We start from the raw sequence: 12961 nt of genomic DNA on the forward strand, positions 1-12961 counted from the left end.
CTGAATTGAAAAGCCCCGGGTGGCAATGCCCACCGGGGATTTTCTGCTTCGGTACCAGTGAGGAATGCGGGCGTCAGCCGGCCCGTTTCATCGTTTCGATCACCACATCCGCCGCAGCAGCGCGCTGGCTGTAGCCGTCAGGAAGACGCATTGCTTCGTCGAGCCGTTCGAGCTCCGCAATCTGGCGTTCTCGCTCAGGGCCTCCCTTCAGGAGACCGACCAGATGCCGTGCCAGAACGTCCGGCTGCACTTGTTCGTCCAGAAACTCCGGGATTGCCTTGGTGCCGAGAATGATGTTCGGCAGGACGAAAGACTCCACGCTGGAGAATTTGAAGATCCGGTTGAGATCCTTGAGCCGGCGGAAGAACCAGTCGACCTTGTAGGCAACCACCATCGGCACGCCGGCCAGTGCCAGTTCCAGAGATACGGTTCCGGAGGCAGCCAAGGCCGCGTGCGCGCAGCGGAAGGCCTTCCTTTTGGCTTCAAGACCCGTGACGATCTCTACCGGAACCGGCCAGGCGGCAACGCCGTCGCGGATACGTTCTTCCAGATGGGCGACGGCCGGCAGCACGATCCTGAGGTCCGGAATGTCCTTGCGGACAAGACCCGCTGTTTTGCCAAAATCGCCCAGCAGACGATCTATCTCGCTGCGCCGGCTACCGGGAAGGACCAGCAAGGTCTTGCTGGTTCCGTCGAGAGGCGGTCGTTCGCCCTCCGACGGCCTGATCGCTGCAGCATTCTCGCTGAGCGGATGACCGACATAATGGGTGCGCGGTCCGCCCAGGCGCTTGTGCGCTTCCGGTTCGAAGGGTAGCAGCGCCAGCAACTCGTCCACATAGGCGCTCATTTTGCGGGCCCGTCCCGGCCTCCAGGCCCAGACGGACGGCGAGACATAGCCGACGACGGGAATGTGCGGTGCGCGCTTGCGCACACGCTTGGCGACGGCGTGGGTGAAATCCGGACTGTCGACGATGACAAGGACATCCGGTTCGGCGGCAACAGCCGCATCGACGGTCTGATAGACCCGCTTTACGATGAGTGGCAAGCGGGCCAGCACCGCCGTCAACCCCATCACCGACACATCGGAAATATCAAAAAAACTGGTAAGACCGAGCGAGGTCATCCGCTCGCCGCCGACGCCGCAATAGCGAACACCTTCTCCAAGGCGTTCATTCAAGGCCTTCATCAGCTCCGAGCCAAGCTGGTCGCCGGATTCCTCGCCGGCGACAATACAGATTGTCGGGCCCCCGCCGCTCATGGCTGCGGATCGCCTTGTAGCCCAGTGGCATTGCGGTCGATACCGACAACAAAGAGGCCGGCGGCATCTGCCTTCCGAAGTGTTTCCTCACGCTCGGCAATCAGTGCGCCCTGCGCTTCCACCGCTATGCCGGCCAGCCCCGCAGCAACCGCCAGATCGATCGTCCTTGGGCCGACAGTCGGCAGATCGACGCGCAGATCCTGGTTGGGCTTAGCGGTTTTCACAAGAACGCCCGCCCTGCCCTTCGCTCGTATCCGTCCGGCCCGCTTCAGGTCGGCACACCGTTCCAGCATAAGGTCTGTGCCTTCCGCGCCTTCCAGTGCGACAACACGGCCGCCAACGGCAATCGCAGCCTGTCCGATGTCCAGTTCGCCGAGTTTTTCCGTCGCGGTCAGCGCAAGGGCGAGGTCTCGCCAGTCGTCCTGCTTGGGCTGCACCTTGCCGAGCACACCGCTTGAAGCCAGCAATTCCGGCGCCACATCCTTGATGCCCACGACACGATACCCCTCGACTTCAAACAGACGGATCACCTTGGTCAGCAGGCTGTCGTCCCCACCGGTAAGTGCCCGGATGATGGTCGGCAGACGCTTGAGCGTGCCGAAATCTCCAAATATGGAAGTGAAATCCGGCCGTTTGGAAACACCGCCTATCAGAAGAACATCCTGGCAGTTCGTCTGTTTCAGGAATTTGTAGAGCCGGCCGATCTCGCCCCAGCCCAGTTCGGCATCCGCCCGGGACAGTGTCCCGGGATCAGCCTCTCCCCGGATGGCGACCACACGAAAATCGCGTCCGGAGCTGGCAAGCACCTCTGCGATCTGGCAAGGCAGGCTGCCATTACCGGCAATCAGGGCAAGACGCGGTTCCCGGGGTCTGTCTGCCAGGGACATCTGCTCAGTCTTCACTGCGCGGCGTGCAGAACCGCCGGTCTTCCTTTTCCAGGATGAAGTCGGTGACGATCTTCACCAGAGGCTGATCGACGCTCTCTCCGGCAATGGCTTCGGCGCGGCTGCGCAGAGTTCCTTCGTTGCTTTCAAACAACGCCCGATAGGCGGCTCTCAGGGCATGGATCTGCTCACGCGGGAAGTTGGCGCGTTTCAGACCGACAAGGTTGAGACCGCCGAGGCTCGCCCGGTTTCCGGTGACCATTCCAAAGGGGATCAGGTCGTTTTCAAGACCCGCCAGCCCGCCGATGAAGGCATTGCTGCCGATGCGGGTGAACTGGATGACTGCAGAACCGCCGCCGCAAATGACATTGTTGCCGACATCCACGTGACCTGCGATCATCACGTTGTTTGAGAGGATCACCCGGTCGCCGAGATGGCTGTCATGGCCGACATGTGAATTGGCGAGCAACGCACAGAAGTTACCGATAGTCGTGGATCCACCGCCGCCTTCGGTGCCCGGATTGATCGTCACACCTTCACGGATGATGCACTTTTCGCCGATATCAAGCGTTGCGGCCTCACCCCGATATTTCAGGTCCTGGGCCTGATGGCCGATTGACGCAAACGGAAAGATGCTGGTTCCGGCGCCGATCGTCGTCGTGCCGGAAATGGCCACGTGTGATTTGAGTTCCACATGATCGCCGAGCTTAACCTCCGGACCGATCACGCTGTAAGGGCCAATACGGACGCCTTCGCCGAGCACGGCCCCATCTTCAACAATGGCCGTCGGATGAATGTCAGTCATTTGTCCTCACGCATCTATCAGCATGGCGCTGACTTCCGCTTCCGCAACCTTCGCACCGTCAACCTTGGCCACCGCGTCGAATTTCCAGATATTGGCGCGCTGCTTGATCTTCTTGACGTGGAAATGAACCTGGTCGCCCGGCTCCACCGGCTTGCGGAACTTGGCTCGGTCGATCGTCATGAAATAGACCAGCTGCGGCGGCGCATCGTCGCCGCGGGCGTGAACGCATAGCGCGCCGGCGGTCTGCGCCATGGCTTCGATCAGGAGTACACCCGGGAAAATGGGTCGTTCCGGAAAGTGACCGGTAAAATGCGGCTCGTTTATCGTGACGTTCTTGATGCCGATGCAGCTCTCATCGCCATCCATTTCGATGATCTTGTCGATCAGCAGGAAGGGATAGCGATGCGGCAGGAGCTTCATGATCTTCATGATGTCTGCGCTGGCAAGTGTTTTGTTTTCTTTGTCTTCCATGAAATACCCCTTGGCGGTCTGCCGCCGCAAAGTTCCGGTTGTCACCTGGTCACCCAAACGAAAGTCGTCGCATCAAACGTCGCGTACTGAACGAATTCCGGATGAGACAGGTGACCGGCAAGTCTGATTTCCAGGTTACCGTTTACGATCCACCGCCACGCTCTGCAAGCTTTCTGAGGGCAGCAACTTCGCGGAACCATTGTTTGACCGGCTTTGCCGGAGTGCCACCGTAACGGCCTCCGGCAGGCAGATCCTCGTTAACGACGCTGACGGCGGCAACCTGCGCGCCCATGCCGATGGTGACGTGACCCCGTACACCTGTTTGACCGCCGATGGCGACAAAATCTTCAAGCGTGCAACTGCCGGAAAGACCGACTTGCGAGACCAGAACGCAATGACGGCCAACCACGACGTTGTGGCCAATCTGTACCTGGTTGTCGATCTTGGTTCCTTCACCGATCATGGTGTCCCGGTTTGCTCCCCGGTCTATGGTCGTGCACGCACCGATCTCGACATCATCCTGAATGATCACCCGCCCGACTTGCGGTACTTTCAGGTGTCCCTGAGGACCCATCGCATATCCGAACCCGTCCTGACCGCAACACACGCCCGAATGCAGGAAGACACGGTTGCCGATGACGGAATGCTGCACTGTGCAATTCGGGCCGATGACGCAATCGCGGCCGATCTTGACCCCGCTTCCGATCACAGCATTCGCCCGGACGACCGTACCGGACCCGATTTCCACGCCGGCGCCGATAACCGCACCAGGTTCAATCGTGACATTGTCTTCCAGCGAAGCTGCCGGATCGACATAGGCCCGCTCGGAGATCGATGCATCGCCTGGTTCCCGCGGCACCATAGCAGCGGGATAAAGCTTTGCCAGAACCTTGGCCCAGGACCTGTATGCGTCGGCACAGACCAGCGCCGCCACGCCCTCCGGCACCTTGTCCTTGTGACGCTTGCCGACAAGGCAGGCTGCTGCAATCGTCTTTTCCAGCTCAGGGAGATAGGCTGTGTTGTCGAAAAAGACCAGCATCCCAGGTCCGGCGTCTTCCAGCGGCGCGACACCGGAAATCTGCAGTTCGGGGTCTCCCCGCAAGATTTCGGCTTCCGCCCAGACGGCGATCTCCGCCAACTGTACCGGGGCAGGCGTTTTAAAAAATTTTGGCTCGGACATGATCCTATCCCTGTTGCCAGACAACAAAACGGCCGCCGATTGGATCGGCGGCCGATTTTAATCCCATGTGACCGCGGTTTAGAAGCGCGTGCCACCGCTCAAACGGAAGACCTGGGTCTTGTCGGCGTCGTCCTTGACCAGCGGGTAAGCGAAGTCTGCCCGCAACGGTCCGAACGGAGAGTTCCAGCGAATGCCAGCGCCAACTGAAGCACGGACATTGAGATCGTCAGAGTCGATCCGTCCACCGTTGCTTTCGACGAGATTGACAAGACCACTGTCTGCATCCCAAAGCGAACCCGCATCCGCGAAGACCGCACCGCTCAGGCCGAACTCCTTCGGGATCAGCGGGAACGGGAAGAATGTTTCCGCTGTAGCCGCGAAGTAGAACCGGCCACCGATCGCATCGTCAGTGGTCGCATCGCGCGGACCGATACCCTGATTTTCAAAGCCGCGGACAAGCGTGCCACCCAGCATGAACTGCTCGGACACACGCAGGCGCTCGTCACCCAGGGCCATGATGTTACCACCACGAACCGACACGCTACCGACAAGGCCGTAGTCTGCCAGGATTTCCTTGTAGGCACGAGCCTGGGCTTCGGTCTTGATGTAGAAGCTGTCGCCACCTAGGCCGGCCAGTTCCTGACCGAAGGAGGCATAGATACCGTCGGTCGGGTCAAGGTTCCGGTTGAGCGTGTTGTAGCGCAGCTCATAACCGACGAGGGAAGTCAGGTAGGTACCCAGCGAGTCACACACAGCGAGGGACAGGTTGGCTGTATCGCAGTTGCTGATGTTGGTGGACTTGTTGTCCGGGTCGGAGTTCTTTTCCTGGAAGATGTTGTAGAACAAACGAACCGTAAGCTCTTCTTCGCGCAGAGGAAGTGTGAAGCCGAAGCCACCACCGGTCTTCTGCTGGTCGAAGGAACGGTAGTCGTTGGCATCTTCAACCTTGCGGTAAAGGTCCAGATCCAGAGCAACACGGCGGCCCATAAAGAACGGCTCCACGAAACGGAACTCGTAGGACTGGGTGTCCGTACCGCCACCAACTGCAATCTTCACAAACTGCCCGCGGCCAAGGAAGTTCTTTTCCGTCAGCGAGATGTCGCCAACGATACCGTCAACAGTCGAGTAACCGACGCCGAACGAGATCTCGCCGGTAGGCTTTTCCTCAACCCTCACATTGACGACGACACGGTCGGCCGCGCTGCCCTGCTGGGTCGTGATAGAGACCTTTTCGAAGAAGCCGAGGTTCCGCAGGCGGCGTTCCGCCTTGTCCATCAGCGCCCGGTTGAATGCGTCGCCTTCGGCAATATCGAACTCGCGGCGGATAACATATTCACGCGTGCGGTCGTTGCCGATAATGTTGATGCGTTCGATATAGGCCCGCGGGCCTTCTTCGATGTAGTAGATCAGAGAGATCGTGTTGTTGTCGTAGTCGCGGGCACCGCGCGGACGCACACGGGCAAAGGCGTAGCCCTCCTCAGACACGCGCAGGGTGATGTCTTCAACCGTTTGCTCAACACGCAGAGAGTTGAAGGTCGCCCCGCTCTTGGTGCGGATCAGACGGCGCAGATCTTCCGGATCGACATCGGAGATGGTGGAAACGATCTCGACGTCGCCGATTTCGTACTTCTCACCTTCTTCAACGGTGAAGGTCACATAGAAGATGTTCTGCTCGCGATCGAGGTCGGCACTCACCGAAACGATACGGAAGTCGGCATAACCCTTCTTGTTGTAGTACTGACGCAGCAGCTCCTCGTCGGCCGCCAGGCGGTCCGGGTCATAGGTATCGGTGCTGCGCAGGAAGCTCAGAAGGCCGCTCTCGCGGGTCCGGATAACGTCGCGCAGGCGACCGTCACTGAACGACTTGTTGCCGATGAAGCTGATGCGCTCGACGCCCGTCTTGGCACCTTCATTGATCTCGAACACCAGATCGACGCGGTTCTGACCCCGGTCGATGATCTGCGGTTCGACGGACGCGCCGTAGCGGCCGGAGCGCCGGTAGGCTTCCAGAATATTCTGAACGTCGGCCTGAACCTTCGCGCGGGACAGCATCGAACGCGGCTGCGAGCGGACGGCCGTTTCAAGCGCACTGTCCTTGATCTTCTTGTTACCCTCGAAAGAAACCCTGTTGATGATCGGATTTTCAGTAACCGTCACAACCACCAAGCCGCCCCGTGGGGTGATATCGACCGTGGCAAACAGGCCGGTAGCATAGAGCGCCTTGAGGGACTCATCGACGTCGAAAGCACTGTAAGAGCGCCCGGGAACGATGGTCATGTAGCTGATAACGGTTTCATCCTCGACACGGGTGTTGCCACGCACATCAATGCTTCGGGCAACCGCGGCCTGCGCCTCGGAAATCAGGGACAATGAACCGAATGCCTTCGGCAACGCCGTCCCGATCGAAAGTACGGCTACCGCAAGCAGAACGGCCCGTGTAAGTCTCTGCAATCGCTGCATATTTGCGCTATGCCTTTGTTTTTAATACCCCTCCCGGGAATCCGCATACACCCCAGCAGATTCTCGGAACCGACGAGTGTTTTACCGGTTTTTGCCGATAACGCAACCGCCCTTCCGGGCTGAAAGCGATTTAGTCTGAAGACGTTGCGTCAATGTCACGGGTCACCTCCGCGTTTCCCGAAAAGCGTGTCACCAGCCGGCTGATATCTATCCAGTTGACGAAAACCATCAGCATCAGGATCAGCGCCAGGCCGATCCGGAAACCGGTGTCCTGAACCTTCTCGCCGAGCGGCTTGCCGCGGATCGCTTCGGCCGCATAAAACAACAGATGCCCTCCATCCAGCACCGGCACCGGAGCCAGGTTGATCAATCCGATGCTGACGGAAAGCACCGCCGACAGCCAGATCAACGACCCGAAGCCGACGCTCGCCGCTTGCCCGGACACTTCCGCCACACGGATCGGGCCGCCCAGTTGGTCTGCGGATTGCTTCAGGGTGATGACGCGCCAGATATAGCCCGCCGTCGTGGAGATGATCATGCCGGTCTCGCGAACGCCTTCCTCCACGGCTTCAAAGGGGGAATAGGCCTTGCGAACCTTGTACTGGTCCTCGGCAGGCGGAGGTGCAAACCCGATATGACCGCCTTCGATGGGATTGCCGAAGGGATCGGTCTTCTTCTGCGAACGGGGCGTCACCGTGAAATGCAGCCGCTCGTCGCCACGCTGGATCTCGAAATCCAGCGGAATGTTGGGGCTCATGATGACTGTCTGAAAGAGCTGGCCATATGTCAGGATGTCCCGGCCATCAATCTTGCGCACGATATCGCCTGCTTCAAGACCGGCTTCGGCAGCAGCTCCCCCCTCCACGATCTGGGAAGCCATCGGAAGCCATCCCTGTTTGCCGTAGAACATGAAGAGCGAGGCGAAGATGGCGATGGCGAGCAGGAAATTCGCGATGGGACCGGCCGCAACAACCGCCGCCCTCTGCCAAACCGGCTTTGCGACAAAAGCCGTTCGTCGTTCTTCGTCGCTCATCTGCGCGATCCGTTCCCGGCTGGGCATGCTCGCCGCATTCTCGTCGCCGGCAAATTTCACATAGCCGCCAAGCGGGATAAGACAAAGCTTCCAGCGTGTTCCCTGCCGGTCTGTCCATCCGATCAACTCGCGTCCGAAGCCGACGGAGAAGGCATCCACCTTGACGCTACACCAGCGCGCCACGGCGAAATGGCCAAGTTCATGGAAAAACACCACAATTGTCAGCACAAACAGAAACGGAACGATGGTGCCGACAACGAGTGAATAGGCGGAAAGCAGAAAATCCATGAAACAGTCCGGTCCTGCGCAGCTGGATCGGCGGCAGGTCCACCGGTTCCTTGTGGTCCTGCTTGCCAATCGATCAAAAGTGTCGGAGCAGCCGTTCAGCATCCAATCGAATGCGGGCTGCCCCGGGAATGGTCCTCGGCACTGTACTAAAAGGAAAATTACGGCGTGTTAATGGTGGCAGAAGTTTTTTTGAAGTGCTTCAACACTATAGACGACGTGTCACAATCCACTCGGCCGTGGCGGCACGGGCCTCCAGGTCAAGCGCCAAAACGTCTTCGACACTGTGCAGTGCACCAAGGCGCCCTGCCCCCGTCAGCTTTGCCAGAACCGCCTCGATGGCGGCAGGGATATCCAGAAACCCAATGCGATGGCCGAGGAAAGCCTCAACGGCAACTTCGTCTGCTGCGTTGAGGGCGGTAGGAGCACCACCTCCCGCCCGCATGGCCTCCAGCGCCAGACGCAGCGCCGGAAACCTCTCCGGGTCCGGAGCTTCGAAGGTCAGCGTCCGAAGCGCAGCCAGATCCAGGCGCTTGACCGGCGCCTCCATGCGGAGCGGAAAGGCAAGGCAGTGCGCGATCGGCGTACGCATGTCCGGGCTGCCGAGCTGTGCCAGCAGCGACCCGTCCCGGTACTGAACCAGGCCGTGAACTGCTGACTGCGGATGGACAAGGACATCGAGCTGATCGTGCGACACCGGAAAAAGATGTGAAGCTTCAATAACTTCAAATCCCTTGTTCATCATCGTCGCACTGTCGATGGTGATCCTCGATCCCATGTCCCAGTTCGGATGCTTCAACGCCTGCTCCGGTGTGACATGTGCCATGTCGTCCCTTGAGAAGGTCCTGAAGGGTCCACCGGAGGCAGTCAGGATCACCTTTTCCACCTGATCGGCGCGTTCGCCTTCAAAGACCTGGAAAATGGCATTGTGCTCGCTGTCGACGGGCAAAAGCTCGGCTCCAGTCGCACGGATCTTTTCCATGAAAAGGTCGCCCGCGCAGACAAGACATTCCTTGTTTGCAAGGGCAATTCGCCGACCGGGCCGGATCGCGGCCATCGTCGGCTTCAATCCTGCCGAGCCGACAATCGCGCCAACGACGATGTCCGCTTCGCAGTCGACGGCCTCAAGAACAGCTGCCTCACCTGTCGCCGCCGTGATCCCACTGCCCTCTAGGCGGCCGCGAAGATCTTCGAAATTCGCACCGTCAGCCAGAACCGCCATCCCGGCTTTCAACTTGAGCGCCATTTCGGAAAGCGCTGCGGAATTGCGGTTGGCGACCAGTGCCACGACCTCAAAACGGTCGGGATTGCGCGCTATCAGGTCGGCAAGGCTCTGGCCGACCGATCCCGTCGCCCCAAGCACGGTAACCCGGACCCTAGCCCCGGTGCCGCTTGCCGCCGTTGCAGCCGCCATCGCCAATACTCCAAATTCAGTTGAGGCCGAGACCGGCGATAGGATCTGCGAATGTGCCGCCGGCGATCAGGCCGATCAGTACCGCAAAGATGGCTGCAGCAACCAGCCCGTCGATCCTGTCCATGATGCCGCCATGCCCGGGAATGAGCCGGCTGGAGTCCTTGACATCAAAGCGGCGCTTGATCGCGGACTCAAGCAGGTCTCCAGCCTGTGAAACGATGGAAAGCCCCAGCGCAAGCAACGTCCAAAGCATCAGATCGCGTGCACCGGCCCAGAAAACGACACCGAGCCCGAACGCTGCAGCCAGCACAAGGCCGCCGATTGCACCGGACCAGGTTTTCTTGGGGGATACACGCGGCCAGAGCTTCGGCCCGCCGAGTGCCCGCCCGGTGAAATAGGCAAAGATGTCGGTTGCCCAGACGACGAACAGCAGAAAGAACGTAACCAGCAACCCGTTGGTTCCGCCGCGCAGGGCCAGCAACGCGTAAAGCGCAAGACCGCTGTATAGTATCCCTTCCAGCGCCCACCGGCCGGGTTTGCTGAAGCCGCTGACGGCATAGGCCGCGAATGCGCCCAGAACCATCACGCCAAGGCCAATGTCGGAATGACCCGCGATGTGAAGTCCGCAGAGTGCCGCCAGGGCGGCAAAGCCGACTAGAGCCGCCGCCGACTTCGCCCCAGTTCCGGTGATGGAATACCATTCCCACAGGAACAGGCCCGTGGCAGCCAGCATCAGGGCCGTAAAGGGAAGCCCCCCCCAATAGGCGATCAGCAGTACAACCGGCCCCAAAACGAGGGCGGAGGCAAATCTCAGGCCGAGATCGGAGAGTTTTTTCTGGGACTTGTCTGGATCTGCCATTGCGCGCCGGGCTTCAATAGGCTTTGGCGTCGAGGCCGCCATACCGGCGCTCACGGCTGCAGAAACAGTTCAGGGCCTCGTCGAAGGCCGCCTCGTCGAAGTCGGGCCAGAGCAGATCGCAGAAATAGAATTCGGAATAGGCGGCCTGCCACAACAGGAAGTTAGACAGGCGCATTTCGCCGCTGGTGCGGATGATCAGGTCCGGATCGGACAGTCCATGTGTATCAAGGGCACCGGAAATGGCAGCCTCTGTGACATCCTCCGGCCGGATCTCCCCCGCCTGTACCTTGCAGGCAAGTGACTGTGCCGCGCGCACGATTTCCGCGCGGGCACCGTAATTGAATGCCACCACCAGATTGAGGCCAGAGTTGTTCTTCGTAAGATCCTCGGCTTCCTTGAGGAGCGCCAGGATGCCGGGTTCCAGATCGTCCCGGCCGCCGATGATGCGGATGCGGACATTGGCGTCGTGCAACTCGCTCAGATCCCGCTGGACGAAACGGCGAAGCAACCCCATCAGGAAGGTGACTTCCGCCTGCGGCCGGCTCCAGTTTTCCGATGAGAAGCTGTAGATCGTGATCGTCTCGATGCCGATCTTGCCGGCGTGCCGAATGACCTTGCGCAGCGCCGTCAAGCCCTGCCGGTGCCCCTCGGTCCGCGGGAGGCCGCGCGCGGTTGCCCAGCGTCCGTTGCCATCCATGATGAAGGCAACGTGACGTGGCAAACCAGCACCGTTATCGTCCGCTCCAGGTGCTTGCAGGTCGCGGTCCGGGCTGACGCTCATCGGCTTCCCCCACTCACAGGCCCAGGTCGTTCAGACCTGGGAAATTTCCTGCTCTTTCTTCGCGAGCATGGCATCGACTTCCGCAATCATCTGATCGGTCAGCTTCTGAACTTCGTCGGAAGCAACGCGGCTGTCGTCCTGCGAGATCTCGCCGTCCTTCTCAGCCTTCTTGGCAGCGTCCATGCCGTCGCGGCGGACATGACGGATGGCGACCTTGGCCTGCTCGGCATATTTGTGAGCGACCTTGATCAGTTCCTGACGGCGTTCCTGGTTGAGCTCCGGGATCGGCAGGCGCAAAAGCTGGCCGTCAACCACCGGGTTAAGGCCCAGGTTGGATTCGCGAATGGCTTTTTCGACAGCGGACACCATGCTCTTGTCCCAGACCTGGACCGCGAGCATGCGCGGCTCCGGAACGGATACGGTGGCAACCTGGCTGACGGGCATGGACTGGCCATAAGCTTCGACGGTAATCGGATCCATCATCGACGCGGAGGCGCGACCGGTCCGCAGCCCGGCAAATTCGGTCTTGAGAACCGACAGGGCGCCCTGCATGCGGCGCTTCAGGTCTTCGAGGTCCACACCTACTACCGACATTTTGTCCTCACTAGTTTTCTTGTACTTGGCTTGGAACGACGGTCGTCAATTTGGCAACATTTGAGAGGAACTTCTCGCCGTCATCAATTGCTTCCAAATTAACATCCGACGCTCTGATAGAGTCTCGGCGCGCGCCAACATGGCATAAACGCGCTGAAACACAAGAGCTTGAACCGGGATTGGGGTCTAAAACTTTCAGCCGCCCACGACTGTATAGGTGCCCGTTTCCTGCAGCACGCTGACAAGGGCACCGGGCGTATGGATTGAAAACACGATGACGGGAATTGAATTGTCCCGGGCAAGCGCGATGGCGGTCGTATCCATCACCTTGAGGTTCCGGGTGATGATCTCGTCGTAACCGAGCGTGTCGTATCGCTCGGCCTCCGGATTGATCTTCGGATCTTCCGAATAGACGCCATCGACCTGCGTGCCCTTCAGGAATGCATCGCATTTCATTTCCGCCGCGCGCAGCGCCGCACCGCTATCGGTGGTGAAGAACGGGTTGCCCGTACCGCCGGCAAAGACGATGACGTCGCCATCTTCCATGTAACGGTCGGCAACACGCTGGGAAAAGGTTTCGCAGATGGACGGTACCGAAACCGCCGAGAGAACGCGCGCATTGACCTTCAGCCGGCGCAGGGCGTCGGCGAGCGTCAGGCTGTTCATGATCGTGGCGAGCATACCCATGTGGTCGCCCGTGACACGGTTACCGCCCTTGGCGGCCACCGCCACGCCGCGGAAGATGTTGCCGCCGCCTACAACGACGCCGACCTGGGCACCGAGTGCCACCGCGTCCGCGATCTCCTTGGCGATTCTCTGCACGATGGCGGGATCAATTCCAAAAGCCTGGGAACCCATCAGGGCCTCACCGGAGAGTTTCAGAAGGATCCGCTTCCAGCGCAGAGAATTCGTCATGGGTGCACCCTGTATGAAATTG

The 12961-nt window shown here is 59.8% G+C and carries 12 protein-coding genes; all 12 read right to left on the reverse strand.

The window, feature by feature from the left end:
- Window positions 1-73: 73 nt before the first annotated feature.
- The 12 genes from lpxB to pyrH all read right to left on the reverse strand — a co-directional run bounded on the left by lpxB (window position 74) and on the right by pyrH (window position 12939).
- Window positions 74-1258: a lipid-A-disaccharide synthase gene (gene lpxB, locus ACX3M4_RS04875; RefSeq protein WP_459357470.1), complete on the reverse strand. Its 1185-nt coding sequence runs from the start codon at window positions 1256-1258 to the stop codon at window positions 74-76.
- On the reverse strand, window positions 1255-2145 hold the full coding sequence (locus tag ACX3M4_RS04880; protein ID WP_459357471.1) for an LpxI family protein: 891 nt from the start codon (window positions 2143-2145) through the stop codon (window positions 1255-1257). The genes lpxB and ACX3M4_RS04880 overlap by 4 nt, the downstream gene beginning before the upstream one ends.
- A 4-nt stretch (window positions 2146-2149) precedes the next feature.
- Window positions 2150-2947, reverse strand: coding sequence for an acyl-ACP--UDP-N-acetylglucosamine O-acyltransferase (gene lpxA, locus ACX3M4_RS04885; protein ID WP_459357472.1), 798 nt, complete (start codon window positions 2945-2947; stop codon window positions 2150-2152).
- 6 nt (window positions 2948-2953) lie between these two features.
- Window positions 2954-3418 (reverse strand): 3-hydroxyacyl-ACP dehydratase FabZ, encoded by a 465-nt coding sequence (gene fabZ, locus ACX3M4_RS04890; protein WP_459357473.1) that lies wholly within the window; start codon window positions 3416-3418, stop codon window positions 2954-2956.
- A 142-nt stretch (window positions 3419-3560) separates the two neighbouring features.
- Window positions 3561-4598 carry a UDP-3-O-(3-hydroxymyristoyl)glucosamine N-acyltransferase gene (lpxD, locus tag ACX3M4_RS04895; protein ID WP_459357474.1) on the reverse strand — a complete coding sequence of 346 codons (1038 nt, stop codon included), beginning with the start codon at window positions 4596-4598 and terminating at the stop codon, window positions 3561-3563.
- A 78-nt stretch (window positions 4599-4676) separates the two neighbouring features.
- The gene (gene bamA / locus ACX3M4_RS04900; RefSeq protein WP_459357475.1) at window positions 4677-6968 is read right to left on the reverse strand and encodes an outer membrane protein assembly factor BamA; all 2292 of its coding nucleotides are present in this window, start codon (window positions 6966-6968) and stop codon (window positions 4677-4679) included.
- A gap of 220 nt (window positions 6969-7188) precedes the next feature.
- Window positions 7189-8379, reverse strand: a complete 1191-nt coding sequence (gene rseP / locus ACX3M4_RS04905; protein WP_459357476.1) for an RIP metalloprotease RseP — start codon at window positions 8377-8379, stop codon at window positions 7189-7191.
- Window positions 8380-8584: 205 nt separating this feature from the next.
- Complete coding sequence (gene dxr, locus ACX3M4_RS04910) at window positions 8585-9790, reverse strand: 1-deoxy-D-xylulose-5-phosphate reductoisomerase (protein ID WP_459357477.1); 1206 nt, start codon at window positions 9788-9790, stop codon at window positions 8585-8587.
- Window positions 9791-9806: 16 nt separating this feature from the next.
- Window positions 9807-10649: a phosphatidate cytidylyltransferase gene (locus ACX3M4_RS04915; RefSeq protein ID WP_459357478.1), complete on the reverse strand. Its 843-nt coding sequence runs from the start codon at window positions 10647-10649 to the stop codon at window positions 9807-9809.
- A gap of 13 nt (window positions 10650-10662) precedes the next feature.
- Window positions 10663-11430 carry an isoprenyl transferase gene (locus ACX3M4_RS04920; protein ID WP_459357479.1) on the reverse strand — a complete coding sequence of 256 codons (768 nt, stop codon included), beginning with the start codon at window positions 11428-11430 and terminating at the stop codon, window positions 10663-10665.
- Window positions 11431-11460: 30 nt separating this feature from the next.
- Entirely contained in the window at window positions 11461-12024 is a 564-nt protein-coding gene (frr, locus tag ACX3M4_RS04925) for a ribosome recycling factor (RefSeq protein WP_459357480.1), read from the reverse strand.
- Window positions 12025-12219: 195 nt separating this feature from the next.
- A complete protein-coding gene (pyrH, locus tag ACX3M4_RS04930; protein ID WP_459357481.1) occupies window positions 12220-12939 on the reverse strand; it encodes a UMP kinase in 720 nt (239 codons plus the stop codon).
- Window positions 12940-12961 lie beyond the last annotated feature (22 nt).

This window comes from Roseibium sp. M-1 (assembly GCF_054515675.1).

Excerpts from the sequence above, each read along its gene's own strand:
- pyrH (WP_459357481.1), bottom strand. The coding sequence starts at position 12,939 with ATGACGAATTCTCTGCGCTGGAAGCGGATCCTTCTGAAACTCTCCGGT.
- ACX3M4_RS04915 (WP_459357478.1), bottom strand. The coding sequence starts at position 10,649 with ATGGCAGATCCAGACAAGTCCCAGAAAAAACTCTCCGATCTCGGCCTG.
- ACX3M4_RS04920 (WP_459357479.1), bottom strand. The coding sequence starts at position 11,430 with ATGAGCGTCAGCCCGGACCGCGACCTGCAAGCACCTGGAGCGGACGAT.
- lpxB (WP_459357470.1), bottom strand. The coding sequence starts at position 1,258 with ATGAGCGGCGGGGGCCCGACAATCTGTATTGTCGCCGGCGAGGAATCC.
- fabZ (WP_459357473.1), bottom strand. The coding sequence starts at position 3,418 with ATGGAAGACAAAGAAAACAAAACACTTGCCAGCGCAGACATCATGAAG.
- lpxD (WP_459357474.1), bottom strand. The coding sequence starts at position 4,598 with ATGTCCGAGCCAAAATTTTTTAAAACGCCTGCCCCGGTACAGTTGGCG.
- frr (WP_459357480.1), bottom strand. The coding sequence starts at position 12,024 with ATGTCGGTAGTAGGTGTGGACCTCGAAGACCTGAAGCGCCGCATGCAG.
- lpxA (WP_459357472.1), bottom strand. The coding sequence starts at position 2,947 with ATGACTGACATTCATCCGACGGCCATTGTTGAAGATGGGGCCGTGCTC.
- dxr (WP_459357477.1), bottom strand. The coding sequence starts at position 9,790 with ATGGCGGCTGCAACGGCGGCAAGCGGCACCGGGGCTAGGGTCCGGGTT.
- rseP (WP_459357476.1), bottom strand. The coding sequence starts at position 8,379 with ATGGATTTTCTGCTTTCCGCCTATTCACTCGTTGTCGGCACCATCGTT.
- ACX3M4_RS04880 (WP_459357471.1), bottom strand. The coding sequence starts at position 2,145 with ATGTCCCTGGCAGACAGACCCCGGGAACCGCGTCTTGCCCTGATTGCC.